This is a genomic window from Marinomonas aquiplantarum (genome assembly GCF_003314975.1).
Lineage (GTDB): Bacteria > Pseudomonadota > Gammaproteobacteria > Pseudomonadales > Marinomonadaceae > Marinomonas > Marinomonas aquiplantarum.
Genome location: NZ_QNRF01000005.1, coordinates 25,203 through 42,501, shown reverse-complemented (window position 1 = coordinate 42,501; position 17,299 = coordinate 25,203). Strand labels below are relative to the sequence as shown.

Here is a 17,299-nt window from a genome sequence, read left to right as displayed (position 1 = left end):
GACTAGGTTTTACATTCTAGCCAATTTTTATTACACCAATTTTTTGACGTTTTGCCATTGTTTCGCAAGGCGTTTTGCTGAAATAGGCTCTAAGGTTCCAACCGACTGAGCAAACAAAGAAATACGATACTCTTCTAACATCCAACGGTATTTGACTAGTTCTGGATCATACAAGGCTTTCTCATCATGAGCCTTTTTCTGCTTATGATAGGTTTGCCACAACCCTTCTAGTTCAGACACGAACTGGTTCTCTTTGTTCAAATGGTTTTGAAAACGCTCTAAACGTACTTCAATGCCTTTGAAATACCTTGGTAATTGCCCCAACCAGAACAAAGGCGTATTACCAATAAAACCAGGATAAATAAGTTGCTTTAATTGGAACTGAATATCGCCATAAATTCGAGACCATGGCAAAGGAATACTGCCTTTCATGCGTTTTGCGACACCTTGATAGGAAGACAGTACACGATATAATTGCGTCGCCATCTCATTACCCATTGCAATCAAATGACTCTTATTTGCTGTAACACAATGTTCAAAATCTTGCTTTGCTCGTGGTAAAGGACGACCATCAAGAAAGACTTTATCCAAAATGGCACTAAGCAAATCGCCCAATAAGGACTCTTTCGGCCCCAAGGGCGAAAAGATCAACATAGACTCTTTTAATTGCGGCAAGTTCTTTTTGAGATAGCGCACTTCTTTGCTTAGAGTCAGCTTGAGTAAGGTAATCACGCCTTTACGATGCGCTTCGGTCGCCGTACTTTGATCATCGAACATTTTCAATGAAACAGTTTCACCTTGAGAGACTAGCGCTGGAAACGCCGTGACTTTAATGCCAGCTTGTTTAATCTCTTGGCGCTCAGGGATGCCTTGCTCCGGCCACTCAGTCAGATCGTCCGCTTCGTGCGCTTTAGTGCCGAACTTAGCAAAGCTTTCTTCTACAAGGTCACTGAATTGACTCTGCAATTCTGCCAAGTCTTTACCACTACCTAACACCTTGCCACGTTCATCCACCACTTCCAGACGCAACGTTAGGTGAGATTCAAGCTTTTCCGCATTCCACTCATTCAATGGAATATCAATCAAGGTTTCACGCTTAATCTGCAAGCTTAATTGCTCAAGTAAATCGCCTTTCTCTTTCGATAAATTCGGGTAAATACGGTCAACAAACTGAGGAATTGGTACAAAGCGACGACGTAAAGCTTTTGGCAGCGCACGAATTAGCGCTTCACAACGCTCTTTGATGTAGCCAGGTACGGCCCAACCCAAGTCTTCAATGCTTAACTGACGCAGTAATCCCACAGGCACTTTCAAAGTAGCACCATCGGTTGCCTTACCCGGCTCAAACTTATAATCAATGGGCAGCGCCACACCGTTCAAACCAAACGAATCAGGAAAAGCGACCTCATCCAAAACGACTTCTTGATTAATGAGATCTTCTTTCGTCATCATCAAGGCATCAGGGTGTGTCTTAACAAAATGCTCTAAGCTTTTCAGATTGCGAACTGTGTCTGGTAAACGTTGATTGTAGAAGTTAAATACCGCCTCGTCATCGACTAAGATATCGCGTTTACGTAATTTCGCCTCTTGTGTTTCCAGATCATCAATCAGGGCTTTATTGTGTCGATAAAAAGCCTGTTTGGAACGCAGCTCACGCTCAACCAAACCGGTACGAATGAAAATCTCACGGGCTTCTTCAGGGTTCACGTGACCATAATCAATACGACGCTTCGCAACTATGATCAAACCGTATAACGACACCTGCTCATTGGCCATGACTCGACCTTGATTGGCCTCAAAGTGAGGGTCAAGGTACTGACGCTTAACAAATGGCGCGGCGTATTCTTCAATCCAAATAGGGTCAATACGCGCCACTACACGAGCATACAGTTTACTGGTTTCCACCAATTCCGCTGCCATGACCCATTGCGGTGGTTTTTTGAATAACATAGACCCTGGGAAGATAGACAATTTGCGTGAACGACAACCCAGCATTTCTTTACTGTCGTCCATTTTATTCGCTACCTGAGTAAACAGACCTGCGAGTAACGAGCGGTGGATGGCTTCATAATTTCGAGCATCGCTGGCGCGATCTTTAAAGCCTAACTGTTTACAGGCAATCATAATTTGACGATGAATGTCTCGCCATTCTCGCATGCGCATAAAGTTCAAAAACTGCTTACGACAAAACTGTCGTAATTGGTTTTGTGATAAAACCTGACGTTGACCTTCATACCGTTCCCACAAATTCAAAAAGACGGCAAAATCCGAGTCTTCATCTTTGTCTTGCGCATGGGCCTGATCTGATTGCGCCTTCTTGTCTTGAGGTCGCTCCCGCGGGTCAGCAATGGACAAGGCACTGACAATGATCGCGACATCCGCTAATACCCCATGTCGTTCGGCGGCGATTAAGATTCGCCCCAGTTTCGGGTCAATGGGTAATTTGGCCAGTTGTCGACCAATGGGCGTTAGACGATCTTTTTTCAGCGCTCCGAGTTCGGTCAACGCTCGGTAACCATCGTTGATCATGCGTTTTTCAGGCATTTCAACGAATGGAAATTTTTCAACGGCGCCGAGTTTTAAGTTCGCCATTTGCAATATAACCGAGGCCAAATTAGTTCGGAAAATTTCAGGGTCGGTAAACTCCGCTCGACTGGCAAAATCCGCTTCATCGTACAACCGAATACAAATACCGTCCGCAACTCGACCACAACGTCCCGCCCTTTGATTGGCGCTGGCTTGACTGATCTTTTCAATGGGCAATTGCTGTATTTTCGAGCGAACACTGTAACGACTGATGCGTGCCAAACCTGGGTCAATCACATAACGAATGCCAGGGACAGTCAAAGACGTTTCCGCCACGTTAGTCGACAACACAATGCGTCGCCCTGAATGAGGCTTAAAAATGCGCTGTTGTTCGCTGGCCGTCAGACGAGCATACAAAGGCAGGACTTCGGTTGATCTAAGTTCCGCGCGTCGAAGAATCTCCGCGGTCTCTCGTATTTCCCGCTCACCCGGTAAAAAGACGAGGATGTCCCCGGCACCGCGATAACCAGACGTTTTTTCTTCTGCAATGAGTAATTCCACCGCATCCAATACACCCTGCTCCATACTCTGGTCTTCGTCTAAATCAGAATCCGCTTTACTCAATAACGGCTGATAACGAATTTCCACAGGGTAAGTTCGTCCGGACACTTCAATCACTGGTGCATTGTCAAAGTGCTGAGAAAAACGCTCTACATCAATGGTTGCCGACGTCACAATCACTTTAAGATCTGGACGCACAGCTAACACTTGTTTGAGATAGCCCAACAAAAAGTCGATATTCAGACTGCGTTCGTGGGCTTCATCTATGATGATGGTGTCGTATTTATAAAGACGTTTATCTTGTTGTATTTCAGCCAACAAGATACCGTCAGTCATCAGTTTAATTAAGGTATTATCAGAGCTTTCATCGCTGAACCTAACCTGAAAACCCACCTGCTCACCGAGGTCAACGTTAAGCTCATCGGAAATACGCTCGGCCACACTGCGCGCAGCAATTCGTCTTGGTTGAGTATGACCAATGAGCCCAGCTCGACCACGACCAGCTTGCAAACACATTTTCGGTAATTGGGTGGTTTTACCTGAGCCCGTTTCACCGGCGATGATCACCACTTGATGTTCTTGAATGGCGTTAATAATTTCGTCGGCTCGAGCGGCGACAGGCAAACTTTCATCGTAAGTTATGGTCGGCATAGCGGCCAGCCGCGACTGATAGCGGGCTTTTGAAGTGTCGATTAAGTCCGTCAATTCATTAGATAATTTATCGAATGGCTGACCGTCTTTTTGGCGCTTTTGAATTTGCTCTTGCTTACGACTAATACGATGACGATCTCGCGTCATCACAAGATGATTTTCCATGGTTTCCAAAGAAGTATCCTAATTGATTAGGGTGTTAGGAGCGCAAAAAAAAGTGAGGCGCTCCGTATTCTATCGATATAGTTGGAAATTCTAACATTAATCCCAATGAAGAGGTTATAGTGAAACAAATCTACCCGATTCATAAAGACGAAAAAAGGATAATGCTATGTCTCATCAAGTATTTGAAGATAACTCGCTTACCATTGGCAATACACCGCTTGTACGTTTAAATCGCATTGGTAATGGCAACATTTTCGCAAAACTCGAATCTCGTAATCCTGCTTTTTCTGTAAAATGCCGTATTGGCGCGAACATGGTTTGGGACGCAGAAAAGAAAGGTCTGCTGACCGAAGGCAAGTCCATCGTCGAGCCCTCTAGTGGTAACACTGGCATTGCATTGTGTTTTGTAGCTGCCTCTCGTGGCTACCCCATCACCATTACGATGCCTGCCAGTATGAGTCTAGAGCGCCGTCAAGTTATGAAAGCTCTGGGAGCTAACATTGTCTTAACCGAGCCTGCGAAAGGCATGAAGGGAGCGATTGAGAAAGCACAAGAAATCGCCCAAGACGATAATTTCGTGCTGTTACAACAATTCGACAACCCCGCCAACCCAGAAATTCATGAGCAAACTACTGGGCCAGAAATCTGGCAGGATACCAATGGAGACATTGATGTGTTTGTTGCAGGCGTTGGCACCGGTGGCACCATCACAGGCGTGAGTCGCTACATCAAGAACACGCAAGGTAAAGCCATTACCAGTGTGGCGGTTGAACCCACAAGCTCGCCAGTCATTACTCAAACCTTAAAGGGTGAAACACCTACGCCAGCACCTCACAAGATCCAAGGCATCGGAGCGGGCTTTGTGCCTAAAAACTTAGATTTGTCGATGGTCGATTTAGTTGAACAAGTAGACAATGATGATGCCATTGCGATGGCGAAACGCCTAATGCGTGAGGAAGGCATTTTATGCGGCATTTCATGTGGTGCCGCCGTTGTGGCCGCCGAGCGTTTAAGCCAGCAAGAAGCTTACAAAGACAAAAAAATCGTTGTGGTATTGCCTGACTCAGGTGAACGTTATCTATCAACCGCCTTATTTGAAGGTGAATTCAGCGACAACGAATTAGTTCAATAAGCCTTGCAACGTCTTTGACTTAAACCAAACAAAAATCCCCGCTTAAGCTAAACCTAAGCGGGGATTTTTTATTCTCTCAGACAAACGGCAGAAAGTGCACTGAGTTATATACTGGATTTAGTGCTTACGTGGTCCATAGCGAACAATGTCTTTACCATTTTCAAATACGTCACTAGACACCCAACGCCCTAATAAAAGCTGCTGGTTATCATCCAGAACAGCCACAAAAGGACGACCATTACTGTTGTTGGTCGCCAGCGCCAATCCAGCAACATTGTTTAACCCCATGCCACCAGATTCAACGGCCAATACAAAGGCTTCCAGCTCTTCTAATGTGTTGATTACTTCATTGTCATTCATCATTCTGATTACTCTGTTACTGCTCAAATGCCGCAAGGATACCAGTTATTAGTGATCAAATAAAAAGTTCCTGATCATGGCGATCACCAAAGTGGACGCTTAGGCGGCTGATGCTGGGCTTTTTATCTGACAGACGACTTCACCACCATCAAACACACACAACTCACCTTCTTGCATTTGTTGCCAGGTTTCGTCCTGTGTTAACGGCTGAGTTGCAATGACTGTCACCACGTCTTTATCTGTGGTCACTTCTTGGAAATCCACAATAACGTCTTCATCGGACAAACTGGCTTTCTTAAAGGGAGCCCGGCGGGTAATCCAATGCAGCTTGGTTGTACAGAAACAGTAGAGTCGCTTGCCGTCCGACAGCATCATGTTAAATACGCCACGCTCTTTTAACTGCAAAGCCAATTCAGATAAGGCTTGCGATAAGCTTTCAAGCTCAGGCTCAAGGCTATCAAAGCGACATTGAAGTTGTTCAATAATCCAACAAAAAGCCCGTTCAGAATCGGTACTGCCCAATGGGTGTGTTTTTTCGACCGCCAAACTCTCAGCTGACTCCAATTGACCATTGTGAGCATAAGACCATGTCTTGCCCCACAACAAACGACTAAACGGATGGGTATTAAGCAAACACACAGCACCGACATTTGCTTGACGAATATGACTAATCACTATGTCACACTTCAGTGACGTATGACTCATTACCTCTGCCATGTCTGAATCTGCACTCGGCCTAGGGTCATGAATAGCCCATACATCACCGTCGCGATACATGGCCATTCCCCAGCCATCTTTATGAGGCCCAGTACGACCGCCACGGGCTCTTAGCCCAGAAAAACTAAAACAGATATCCGTTGGCACATTGGCACTCATGCCTAACAATTCACACATGCTCGCTTATATCACTCTTATTTGGACGCACTCTTACGAATACGTCGATACAACAATACACCCGCCACAATCACCGCCAATCCAGCAACATTTAATGCCGCATACATAATCCAATCGGTCGGTGTCATGGTGTCTACTTCATCCATCACGTCTTCTGTTTCTGTGATAGGCAATTCAGTCGGTTCAGCATCAACCGATTCTTCTACTGGCTCTCCATTCTCTTCGACTACGGAAATGGCCGGTGCAACCACCACAGGCATCACTTCTCGATTAGTCGAATTGGATGGCGAGAGCAATAAACTATTCGCAGCTTGTTCACCGACACCAACCGTCGCACCAGCCTCGCCTTGGCGATCAAAGTGCCATTCTGGTGTTTGATATTCAAATCGTAAACCTGCTTGAGTTACACCAGACAGTTTGGCACGCACCACCACATGATCATCCGGAGACACAGGCATGACTTTTTCCCAATATCCCTGACCGATCAAAGGCATCTCTTCGGTACGTTTACCACCCTTTTTATCCGTAAACTCCAACACGACACTAGAGCGTAATAGATTGAGTTTTAAGTTCACCGGTGTAGCCGTAAAGGCAACCAGATTATCGCTTGGTGTTGAGCCTTCAAACTCAATCGCTGGATGCACAGTAAAGAACTGACTCAGCTGACGCTTGAATGTCTGACCATCCACTTCACTGACCAGTTCATAATTGCCTGCTAGGCCAATCCCTGCCAAGCGAATTTTAAATTGGTCGTTGGCTTTAGGCACATCGTAAGACAAGACTTCTTCTTTTTGCTCTCCACTCAAACGATACAGGGTTTGCTTAACATTCACTAAATCCAATAACTGCGGGTCTTGCATTAACACACCCTCTAAGAAAATACCGATAGAGGAATAAATCTCTTCGTTTACAAAAATGACGGGGGAGATTTTCGTTGCTCGCGCACTCAAATCGGTAATGACACGAACGCTACTACGCGATAAGTCGACATTTTTCACCTGCCAAGTACCAGGTAAAGGATCCTGTACACTGATTAAGGTGTAATGGTCCGCCGACGACACCGACACATTAAAGCCCCCTTTAATCGGCAGTAACGAGTTATCAGGTAAAACCACCTCGGGTAATTCGCCTTTTTCATGAAATACTACAAGGGTTAATTCATCGATGGCTTCATCCACCACAAACTGATTACCGTTCAAAGGCAATTCATCGGAAGGTGAAGCTTGCGAGAAAATACGGTCAAACGTGTCTAACAAGTCCACCGGTACGGCCACTTCTGTGTGAGTTGCATTGGTACGAAGAGACAAGTTTTCTAATAACGCTTTATCGGTATAACCTGTCATGGAGATGGTGTGCAGATGGATATCCAACAGCTCAAGTTGCTGTGACAGTTCATTGAGTATGCGATCGCGAGACGCTTTGTTTATTGCTTCGTCTAAACTAATGTCCACCATACCATCGGTGACGAGAATCCAATGACGATCAAAACCTGGCTCTAAACCACCCGCATCCGGGGTATCGAGCAATAACTTAATAATGGCTTCAAGATCGGTTTTAACGTCTTGGGTCAGGTAACTGTTAACATAACTGGCTACTCGAGCCTTAGTCTGAATATTCACTGGTGCTTCAGGTACCAGCACACGCGGTGTTTCCCCAAACAACCAAATGCCTAAAGTCGCTTTTTCATCTGGTGCAAGATTCGATATAAGGCGCAATGCCTCGGAGGTGAGTTTATCTGGATCACTGATGAGCATACTGCCAGACGCATCGACAATGACTCGAAATTGCGCGTCAGCTTTCGCAAGAGGCACCCAAAAAGTTAATGAGGCCAATAACAACACTGTACTTAACTTCAACCACTTCACGTCTGCGAACTCCTTGAATCACACTGCTGCTATTGACCAACCAATCGGATTAACTTACGTCATAAGGTTCGGGCATGCCGTGTACCCATTTTATAATATGGGTATCCCAGTCCTCTTCTTTTACCGATTGCTCATTCACAGCATAATGCTGGACGGTTAGCCCCTGACGGAGCATTTCTTTATGACTACCAACCACCAAAGGATGCCAACTTGGCAAGTCTTTGGTTTCGTTTAACACTCGATAACTACAGGTGTCAGGTAACCAATGAAACTCATCGATCTGATCTGGTGTCAGCGTAATACAGCTGGCCACTTTAGTCTGTCTTGTTTCGTAAACATTACACTGACAAGTCGTTAAATTGAGCTGCTGACAAGACAAATTGGTGTAATACACCTCTTCCGTGTCTTCATCTTGCAATTTTTGCAGGCAACATTTTCCACAACCATCACAAATGGATTCCCATTGATCCGACGACATTTGTTCCAATGGCACCGTTTTCCAAAAAGGTTCATAACGCTTTGCGATCATAGTTAGTAAACAGCTTCCGTTGGGGTTTTATACAGATCCAACAAATAGTCATCTTTCACTGGCGGTAATTGTAAGTAGAAACCCTTTTCACGAATTTCATCCATGACCTTTTGCGCTTCCGCCCGTGCCAACTTCTTTTCTGGTGTGAGTAGCATCGTCATGGCACTGACGCCTTTGCCAAAACGCTCCATCAGCTCATCAGGCACTTTCGACAAACCCACGGCTTTCTCTACGAAAAGATACATACCTTCTCGCTTTGATGAATGGAACACTTCAATAATCAATTGCTGTTTCATAGTTTTCTCTTGACCATTATTATGGTCGATTAGGACGATTTAAATTTATCTAAAATTGGGTTCACAATGACATCTTGACGCCAACCTGTCATCGCTGGGTTTTGCCAATCAATCGCAGAACCATCAAACAAATGGCGCACCACAGGTTCTAACAGCTTGCGCTTCATCATGGCTTCTGGTGCCACGCCCATGGTTTCTGCTCGACCACGAACAAATGCTTTCACCGCTTTCGTTAATTCACCCGCCTGAGAGGGTAAAGGCGCCTCCAATGGCATCTGATATTCATCAGCAGACAGCTCTTTCACCATCGCGACTTTTTCAAGGATGGTTTCACCATACAAACGCTGTTGACGGCCTGTAATTTCCTCGGCAGTAGAAATCGCTTTATGATGCGTCGGCAGAATTTTAGCAATCGACCATAAAGTGCGATCTTTCAGAATTTGCCCTTTAGGCACGTCTTCTTTTCGGGCTTGCTCATCACGCCAGATGAACAGCAGGCGTAACAAGGTCAAACCTTCAGGAGATAAGCGCCACGCTGTCTTCACACCAGACCAGTTTTGCTCTGGATCTGAGTTCATCTGGTATTGCCACTTGAGCGTTTCACAATCTTCTAGAGCCCATTCGAGCATTTTCTTGTCTTTAAGGCGAGCGACCTGCATCGGATAAACCTTTGCAAGATACACCACATCCAATGCCGCATAACGTTTTTGCGCATCGGTTAGTGGGCGTTGCGTCCAATCTGAACGAGTTTCATCTTTTGCCACTTCAATGCGTAAATATTCATGAATCAATTTCACATAACTCAATGACCATTGCGCACTGGCGTAGGCTTCGCCTATTTGTGTATCGTAAAATGGGGTGGGTAGAACCCCCAACAGACGATCAAAGACATCTAGGTCTTCAGAGCAAGCATGAAACACTTTCATCACTGCAGAGTTCACCATTAAGGCCTTCAATGGTGACCAATCATCAATGCTTAAAGGGTCAATTAAAACCGCCTTTTCCCCTTCACTGATCTGAATTAGACCTGTAATCGGAAAATACGTTGTACGACGAATAAATTCAGTATCCACCGCAATCACGGGCAATTCAGCCCAATAGTCACACCAACTGGCTAAGGACGCATTGTCCGCGACCCACACAATATTCAACGCCTCATCATGCTCATTCATTTTAGAGTGTCTTCCGTCCCTCTAACGCTAAGGCCAGAGTATTGCCATCAACGTATTCCAGCTCACCACCCATGGGCACACCATGGGCAATGCGGCTTACATTAATATTCAATGTTTTGAGTTTTTCCGCAATATAATGACAAGTCGCCTCGCCTTCTACTGTGGAATTCGTTGCAATTATGGCTTCTTCTACTTCGTTGTTAACCACCAAGGTTTCCAAACGATCCAGTCCTAACTCTTCCGGTCCGATACCATCAATCGGAGACAAATGCCCAAGCAAGACAAAATAACGCCCACGATACGATCCTGCCGATTCAATAGCGACAACATCCGCTGGTGTTTCAACGATACATAAGCGCTTTTCATCGCGCTCTGGATCTTGGCAAATATCACACTCAGACTCTTCCGTTAAAGTACGACAACTACCACAGCGACCGACTTTATCCAACGCCTCGCGAAGTGAACTGGCCAATTTATCGGCCCCTTGATGATCACGCTCTAACAAGTATAACGCCATTTTCTGAGCCGAGCGCGGCCCAACACCGGGCAAACAACGCAAGGACTCAATCAGTTCCGAAATAAGAGGACTAAACAAGAGGTCAGCTCCTAGAAAGGCATTTTGAAGCCTGGTGGAAGAGACATACCAGCTGTCGCTTCTTCCATTTTGTTTTTCTGATTAGTTTCAATATTACGAACCGCATCGTTCATTGCAGCGGCAATCAAGTCTTCCAGCATTTCTTTATCGTCTTCAAACAACGAATCATCGATAGAAACGCGTTTCACATCATGACGACCTGTCATCACGACTTTTACTAAACCAGCACCCGCTTGGCCTTCTACTTCCATATTGGCAATTTCTTCTTGCGCCTTCTGCATGTTCTCTTGCATCTTTTGCGCTTGGCGCATCATGTTGCCCATACCACCTTTAAACATCATTTCTCTCCAAATTATTAAGCTTTAACTTTTACTGAGTCATAAACCAACTGTGCGCCCATCGTACTGGACAAGGCTTGCACAACTGGATGTGAATTTAAGTGTTGAATCGCAACCTGCAAAGCTTCTGCACGTTTACTGGCGGCGAACTCTTCTGCAGTCACCCCTTCGGTCTCTTCTACAGTATCAATGATCAAGGGCACTGGCATGGCAAAGAAATCACTCAGTGCGCCTTGAATTTGTTCATAACGAACTTGGTTTAGCATGTGCCCATATTCAAGTGGCACTTGTAATCGAATACCCTGATCACTGGCATCTACCATACTGGAGTTCATCAAAATATTCTGCACCAAGCCTCTCAAAGGCAAACGTGGTGCCACCAGCCACCAAATTTGCATGGTTAGCTCATTATAATGATTCAACTCAGGCAATGGCATCCCTAAAGCGGGTTGAGCAATGGTATCTGGCACTTTGGCCAATCTAGGGTCAGTGGAATCTTTCTCTGCCAATTCCGGCTCAGCCTCAACCACATCAGACGCTAATGCTTCAACGAGGTCCGCCGCGGGATTAAACGGGTCTGCCACATCGGCAATAGCTCGCTCTTCCGCTTCTTCTTCGTCTTCCTCTTCATCATCAACCGACTCTGATGCGTTATGAGACGTTTCCAGCAAGGATTCTACTCGTGCTGCCGCTCGCTCTGACATTTTGGGGGCATTTTGCTCTGAATCAAGGTCAGCTTGGGAGTCGTTCACAGCCTTCTGTGGCGCTTGATGGTCGACTGATGCCTCATGCTCATGCTTCATCTCATTGGATGCTTCGAGCTCATCACGAGTATGATCAGAACTGACCACTGCAGGTTCCTCTGAAGCAAGTGCTGACTCAAGCCTTGTATCTGTTTGCTGTGTTTCTGACGTTTGCTGCTCTGCTGTAAAACCTGACACAGGTGCTAATTTATCGTCTGCCACCTCATCAACGACTTCGTCCGCTAACGCCTCTTCCCAAGGGGGTCGCTCATCCGCACTCAAACTTGTGGATGATGAATCCACTTGAGCCGACGAAGACAGCACTTCACTTTGTACTTTCTCATCAACAGATATCGCCTCATCAGCTAAAGGTTCTGCCCCAACAACGCCAGTCGATTCTAAGGTGCTTTCAGATGTCTTGACTGACTCAACTTCCGGTGTTTTTTTTTCCGCGTCATCCACGACGAGCGGTGGCGCTTGATGACTCATGGTCATAGGTGGCGCAGGACGGAAAGCAATTAACCGCAGCATAAGCATTTCAAAACCAGCACGCGCAGAATGCGCCAAATGCAGATCTCGACGCCCCACTAACAAGCTCTGATACATCACTTGAATTTCTTCAGGGCTGACGGTTTGAGCAATGTTTTGGATGCGGGCTAAATCACCTAATTGATCAGCCAAGGCACCTGGCACTTGTTGCTCTATCGCCACTCGATGCAAGGTATCCAATAAGCTACCACAAATGGCAACAAAGTCTGGCTGATAATCGGCTAAAGCCTCAATACGAGACAGCACATCAGCCGCATTTTTTGCAGCAATGCATTCCAGCAAATCTAAAATTTGAGCTTGATTAACCAAGCCTAGCATGGCCGTCACACCGGATTCGGAAATACCGCCATCGCCAAAAGCAATGGCTTGGTCCGTTAGACTTAAAGCGTCTCGCATACTGCCATTGGCGGCTTGACCAATTTGCCACAAAGCAGGCTGATCAAATGGCACCTGCTCCGTGTTTAATACTGTCTGCAGATAATCCACCACTCGCTGCGGTGACATGTTTTTCAAGTTGAATTGCAAACAACGGGAAAGGATGGTCACCGGCAATTTTTGTGGATCCGTCGTGGCCAATAAAAACTTCACATGCTCTGGCGGCTCTTCAAGGGTTTTTAACAAGGCGTTAAACGAGTGCGTTGACAGCATGTGGACCTCGTCTATCAGATAGACTTTAAAACGGCCACGGGTTGGTGCGTATTGTACATTTTCCAGTAATTCTCGAGTGTCTTCTACTTTGGTTCGAGACGCCGCATCGACTTCGATTAAATCCACGAAGCGACCTTCGGCAATTTCGCGACAGCTGTCACAAGTACCACAAGGTTCGGGCGAAATACCGTTAGTTTCACAGTTCAAGCACTTAGCAAAGATACGTGCGATGGTGGTTTTGCCAACCCCTCGAGTCCCTGTAAACAAATAAGCATGATGCAAACGTTGCTGACGCAAAGCGTTTACCAATGCTTGGAGAACATGGTCTTGCCCTGCCATTTCAAGAAAGGTCTGAGGACGCCATTTACGTGCTAAAACTTGATAACTCATGATGAATTCTGGCTAATGAAAAGCGATTTTTTATTGTACGGTAGTCAGAGCAATTTCGAAACCATTGTTCGACCTTACCATGCTAACAATTTTATCTTGAAAGCAAAAAAGTTCACTTTAAAGATCAAGCGTTTGGCAGAAACAAAATAGGCCTACACAGATGAGTAAGCCTATTCAATGAGTGCCGATATGCGTTCTATTTAGTTCGCTTTGGCTTCGCGGATTTTACGCTGGCGCTCTTTCTCAGCGGCCTTTTCTTGGCGATGCTTCTCAACAGCATCTAATACTTCTGCTCCGATGTGCTCTTCGCCACGCTGGCGAGCCAATTGCACTTGACGCTCACGTTCAATAAAACGCTGACGCTGCTCATCGGTATACTTGTCAAAACAGTGCACACAGCTGACGCCTTGCTGGAAACGCTCGTCTTGCTTCTCTTCTTCGGTAATTGGCATACGACAAGCGTGACATTGGTCATACTCACCTTTTTCCAAATCATGATTTACCGACACTCGGTTATCAAACACAAAGCATTCACCTTCCCACATAGTCTCTTCTTTTGGCACTTCTTCCAAGTACTTAAGAATGCCACCTTCTAGGTGATACACTTCCTCAAAACCCTGTTCAAGCATGTAGGCAGTGGATTTTTCACAGCGAATACCACCGGTACAAAACATGGCGACTTTTTTCTGTTTGTTAGGATCCATGTTGTCTTTTACATAAGATGGAAACTCACGGAAAGTCTCAGTCTTTGGGTTGACTGCATTTTTAAACGTACCTATCTGTACTTCATAATCATTGCGGGTATCAACCAGCATGACGTCGGGGTCTGAAATCAGATCATTCCAATCTTGCGGTTTCACATAAGTGCCGACCACGCGTTTTGGATCAATCCCTTCCACTCCCATGGTAACGATTTCTTTTTTCAGTTTTACTTTAGTGCGGTAAAACGGCATGTCTTCGTCATAAGACTCTTTTGTGACTATGTTTTCCAGACCAGGCTGCTGGTCAAGCCAAGCTAACAGGGTATCAATCCCTTCACGCGAGCCAGCAACGGTGCCATTGATGCCTTCGCTTGCCAATAACAAGGTGCCACGAATCTGGTTGTCTTCTAGGACGTTTAACAAGGGTTCACGAATGGATTCGTAATGCGGAAGTTCGACAAACTTATAAAGGGCACATACAACGACTTTTGACATATTTTTTCTCCTATGCGGTCTGGAACGTAAAACCAGAGCAATGATTAACGGCGCGCATTATAGAGATTTATTTGCCATTTTTCGAGTTTATTGACACAAAAAATGGCAATGGATTAAAACCATAACAGAGGAAAGAACTTATTGGTCGGGATCGACTATTTGGCCAGTGGAATTATTAATACGAAACCAGCCTGCAATACTGTGGCGAGTTCGATTGGCCGACAACACTTCATGAGGAAATGCTTCACTTAGAAATATGGCCAGGCGACCTTTTTGTGGGTAAAATCGCCCTAACTCTTGATCGGCTTCTCGCTCGTCATAAAGCACAAATTCACCACCATCTTGATCTTGCCAATCCTCATTCAAATACAAAACCGTCGATAGCACTCGATTACTGCGGCCTTTAAAAGCGTCAAGATGCTTTTCGTAAAACGCGCCTTTTTCATATCGTGCAAAGTGCGCCTCGTAATCAAACAAGCCCAGAAAAAGTCGTCGATTCAACGCCACTCGCAACTCTTCCATCACCTTTAAAAAATCTCGACGCACCGGACGATCAGGGTCAATCCATTGAATATAATCACGACGAGCATCCAACATCACTTGGTGATCTTGTTTACGACCAATACCCGCCTGCAACATGTCAGCATTATTAATGTTATGCGCCTCAACCATGAGAGCTTGAGTAAAATCATCGGAAAAAAAATGGTCTTGCACACTCCAACCCTGAGTTTGTAAATCCATCAAGACATTGGCAAAAGGCTCCTCCCGACTAAACGTCGGAATCGAATTCTCAACGTACAAGGTAGGCGCGGATAAAGTTTCAAGAGGCATAGATTAATCACTTTTAAACAGGCAAAATTGCCAATTTGGCTATCATACTGTAGCCACACGATTAACACACCTAGATAATCTAACCATGAGCACAGCTTTTCAACTTCGCGATTACCAAATACAAGCCGTTGAGTCTTCACTAGCGCATTTTCGTCGCTCCGATGATCCTGCTGTCATTGTATTGCCAACTGGCGCCGGTAAAAGCTTAGTGATTGCTGAGTTAAGTCGACTGGCAAGAGGCCGCGTTATCTGCCTTGCTCATGTAAAAGAATTGGTTGAACAAAATCACGCTAAATTTGTAGCAACAGGCAGCCCCGCTGGTATTTATTCAGCAGGTTTAAAGCAAAAAAACCAACACGAGAAAACCATCTTTGCTAGCATCCAATCCATTTCCGCCAATCTAGACCGCTTTGATCAAGCGATCAGCCTAGTCATTATTGACGAGTGCCACCGTATCGGCAAAGACGATGACGGCCAATATTTAAGCACCATCGCGCATTTCAAAGCCCTCAACCCTAAGGTAAAAATTCTTGGCCTAACCGCAACACCTTATCGACTCGGCAGCAGCTGGATTTATGAACAACATTACCACGGTTACGCACGCCCAACCCAAGACGCCTTTTTTAAAAAGTGTATATACGAATTACCACTACAACACATGGTCAAAAAGGGCTACTTAACGCCCCCAATTCATTACGACGCCGCCATTGCTCACTATGATTTTAACCTATTAACAGAAAGCCTCGATGGTGAACACAGTACAGACGATATCGCCCTCAATGAGCTCATCCACAAACACCCACGCGTCACACAAGCGATCAGTGAACAGATCCTACAACTAAGCCAAGACCGTCAAGGAGTAATGATCTTCGCCGCCACCATAGACCATGCGAAAGAAATCGTCAGCTATTTACCTGCTGATCAAACTGCCCTCATCACGGGAAAGACGAATAATAAAGACAGGGACTCACTGGTACAGGCCTTTAAAGCCAAAGAGATAAAGTATTTTATCAATGTGTCTGTGTTGACCACTGGGTTTGATGCGCCACATGTAGATGTCATTGCCATTTTACGGCCGACACAATCCATCAGCTTATTTCAGCAGATTGTTGGACGAGGTTTGCGTTTAAGCCCAGGTAAGAAAGATTGTTTGGTACTGGATTACACGAACAACGGCTACAATATTTTCCAGCCAGAGATAGGCGAAAAACGCCCAACTGCCGATTCCGTTGCCGTGCAAATTCATTGTCCTGAATGTGATTTTGCCAATACCTTTTGGGGGCGAAAAGACGCCGATGGCAATATCATCGAACACTTTGGGCGTCGTTGCCACGGACTGATTGAAACACCTCATGGTGAAGAACAATGTTCGTATCGGTTCCGATTTAAACGCTGCCCTCATTGCAATGAAGAAAACGACATTGCCGCTCGACACTGTCAACATTGCCAAGAAAAGCTGATTGACCCGGATGACCTACTGCGAAAAGCATTAAACCTAAAGGACAACAAAGTGCTGCGCTGCGCTGGTATTAGCCCAACCATTCAGGCCTCAGACAACAGCGTGAAAATTACTTACCATGATGAGGATGGATTAACCCTGTCGGAAACCTTTCGCTTTGATTATAAAAAATCTCGTCAAAGTTTTAATGATGTATTTGGCCGTCGTATCGCTAACGCAAGCCAGACTATAGACTTTGACAAAGCGGAACAAGTAGCACGCTTTGTCGACTACTTGCCTACCCCCGACTTCGTGATCGCAAAAAAGAACAAGCAACACTGGCAAGTCACAGAACGATTATTTGACTATCAAGGTCCTTTTCGAAAAGCCAACAACCTTAACTAGTCTGATCGTTTTTTT

At 45.5% G+C, this 17,299-nt stretch carries 14 protein-coding genes; 2 read left to right on the top strand and 12 right to left on the bottom strand.

Features of this window, described 5'->3' with window-relative positions:
* Positions 1-30 precede the first annotated feature (30 nt).
* Positions 31-3,903, bottom strand: a complete 3,873-nt coding sequence (gene hrpA / locus DFP76_RS10240) for an ATP-dependent RNA helicase HrpA (protein WP_181799830.1) — start codon at positions 3,901-3,903, stop codon at positions 31-33.
* 166 nt (positions 3,904-4,069) lie between these two features.
* On the opposite strand from hrpA, the gene cysK reads away from it, so the two are divergent.
* The gene (cysK, locus tag DFP76_RS10235) at positions 4,070-5,035 is read left to right on the top strand and encodes a cysteine synthase A (protein WP_113874553.1); all 966 of its coding nucleotides are present in this window, start codon (positions 4,070-4,072) and stop codon (positions 5,033-5,035) included.
* Between the two features lie 117 nt (positions 5,036-5,152).
* Here the strand turns inward: cysK and DFP76_RS10230 are convergent, their stop codons facing one another.
* From DFP76_RS10230 to DFP76_RS10180, 11 genes are all read right to left on the bottom strand, one after another.
* Entirely contained in the window at positions 5,153-5,398 is a 246-nt protein-coding gene (locus tag DFP76_RS10230; RefSeq protein ID WP_113874552.1) for a hypothetical protein, read from the bottom strand.
* A 96-nt stretch (positions 5,399-5,494) separates the two neighbouring features.
* On the bottom strand, positions 5,495-6,289 hold the full coding sequence (locus DFP76_RS10225; protein WP_113874551.1) for a class II glutamine amidotransferase: 795 nt from the start codon (positions 6,287-6,289) through the stop codon (positions 5,495-5,497).
* A gap of 17 nt (positions 6,290-6,306) precedes the next feature.
* Positions 6,307-8,154 carry a VWA domain-containing protein gene (locus tag DFP76_RS10220; protein WP_113874550.1) on the bottom strand — a complete coding sequence of 616 codons (1,848 nt, stop codon included), beginning with the start codon at positions 8,152-8,154 and terminating at the stop codon, positions 6,307-6,309.
* Positions 8,155-8,203: 49 nt separating this feature from the next.
* A complete protein-coding gene (locus tag DFP76_RS10215; RefSeq protein WP_113874549.1) occupies positions 8,204-8,683 on the bottom strand; it encodes a YcgN family cysteine cluster protein in 480 nt (159 codons plus the stop codon).
* A gap of 2 nt (positions 8,684-8,685) precedes the next feature.
* Positions 8,686-8,979 carry a YcgL domain-containing protein gene (locus DFP76_RS10210; RefSeq protein ID WP_113874548.1) on the bottom strand — a complete coding sequence of 98 codons (294 nt, stop codon included), beginning with the start codon at positions 8,977-8,979 and terminating at the stop codon, positions 8,686-8,688.
* 29 nt (positions 8,980-9,008) lie between these two features.
* The gene (gene rnd, locus DFP76_RS10205) at positions 9,009-10,151 is read right to left on the bottom strand and encodes a ribonuclease D (RefSeq protein ID WP_113874547.1); all 1,143 of its coding nucleotides are present in this window, start codon (positions 10,149-10,151) and stop codon (positions 9,009-9,011) included.
* Position 10,152: 1 nt separating this feature from the next.
* On the bottom strand, positions 10,153-10,746 hold the full coding sequence (gene recR / locus DFP76_RS10200) for a recombination mediator RecR (RefSeq protein WP_113874546.1): 594 nt from the start codon (positions 10,744-10,746) through the stop codon (positions 10,153-10,155).
* Positions 10,747-10,757: 11 nt separating this feature from the next.
* Positions 10,758-11,084: a YbaB/EbfC family nucleoid-associated protein gene (locus DFP76_RS10195; protein WP_063334118.1), complete on the bottom strand. Its 327-nt coding sequence runs from the start codon at positions 11,082-11,084 to the stop codon at positions 10,758-10,760.
* Positions 11,085-11,101: 17 nt separating this feature from the next.
* Positions 11,102-13,414 carry a DNA polymerase III subunit gamma/tau gene (gene dnaX / locus DFP76_RS10190; RefSeq protein WP_113874545.1) on the bottom strand — a complete coding sequence of 771 codons (2,313 nt, stop codon included), beginning with the start codon at positions 13,412-13,414 and terminating at the stop codon, positions 11,102-11,104.
* Between the two features lie 200 nt (positions 13,415-13,614).
* Positions 13,615-14,610: an oxygen-dependent tRNA uridine(34) hydroxylase TrhO gene (gene trhO, locus DFP76_RS10185; protein ID WP_113874544.1), complete on the bottom strand. Its 996-nt coding sequence runs from the start codon at positions 14,608-14,610 to the stop codon at positions 13,615-13,617.
* A gap of 138 nt (positions 14,611-14,748) precedes the next feature.
* Positions 14,749-15,441 carry a 2OG-Fe(II) oxygenase gene (locus tag DFP76_RS10180; protein WP_113874543.1) on the bottom strand — a complete coding sequence of 231 codons (693 nt, stop codon included), beginning with the start codon at positions 15,439-15,441 and terminating at the stop codon, positions 14,749-14,751.
* Between the two features lie 85 nt (positions 15,442-15,526).
* Here DFP76_RS10180 and radD point away from each other — a divergent pair, with 85 nt between their 5' ends.
* Positions 15,527-17,284 (top strand): DNA repair helicase RadD, encoded by a 1,758-nt coding sequence (gene radD / locus DFP76_RS10175; RefSeq protein ID WP_113874542.1) that lies wholly within the window; start codon positions 15,527-15,529, stop codon positions 17,282-17,284.
* Positions 17,285-17,299 lie beyond the last annotated feature (15 nt).

Bases quoted from the DNA above. Each gene is read 5' to 3' on its own strand.
- hrpA (WP_181799830.1), bottom strand. From the start codon at position 3,903: ATGGAAAATCATCTTGTGATGACGCGAGATCGTCATCGTATTAGTCGT.
- radD (WP_113874542.1), top strand. From the start codon at position 15,527: ATGAGCACAGCTTTTCAACTTCGCGATTACCAAATACAAGCCGTTGAG.
- rnd (WP_113874547.1), bottom strand. From the start codon at position 10,151: ATGAATGAGCATGATGAGGCGTTGAATATTGTGTGGGTCGCGGACAAT.
- cysK (WP_113874553.1), top strand. From the start codon at position 4,070: ATGTCTCATCAAGTATTTGAAGATAACTCGCTTACCATTGGCAATACA.
- DFP76_RS10210 (WP_113874548.1), bottom strand. From the start codon at position 8,979: ATGAAACAGCAATTGATTATTGAAGTGTTCCATTCATCAAAGCGAGAA.
- dnaX (WP_113874545.1), bottom strand. From the start codon at position 13,414: ATGAGTTATCAAGTTTTAGCACGTAAATGGCGTCCTCAGACCTTTCTT.
- DFP76_RS10180 (WP_113874543.1), bottom strand. From the start codon at position 15,441: ATGCCTCTTGAAACTTTATCCGCGCCTACCTTGTACGTTGAGAATTCG.
- DFP76_RS10230 (WP_113874552.1), bottom strand. From the start codon at position 5,398: ATGATGAATGACAATGAAGTAATCAACACATTAGAAGAGCTGGAAGCC.
- trhO (WP_113874544.1), bottom strand. From the start codon at position 14,610: ATGTCAAAAGTCGTTGTATGTGCCCTTTATAAGTTTGTCGAACTTCCG.
- DFP76_RS10215 (WP_113874549.1), bottom strand. From the start codon at position 8,683: ATGATCGCAAAGCGTTATGAACCTTTTTGGAAAACGGTGCCATTGGAA.
- DFP76_RS10195 (WP_063334118.1), bottom strand. From the start codon at position 11,084: ATGTTTAAAGGTGGTATGGGCAACATGATGCGCCAAGCGCAAAAGATG.
- DFP76_RS10225 (WP_113874551.1), bottom strand. From the start codon at position 6,289: ATGTGTGAATTGTTAGGCATGAGTGCCAATGTGCCAACGGATATCTGT.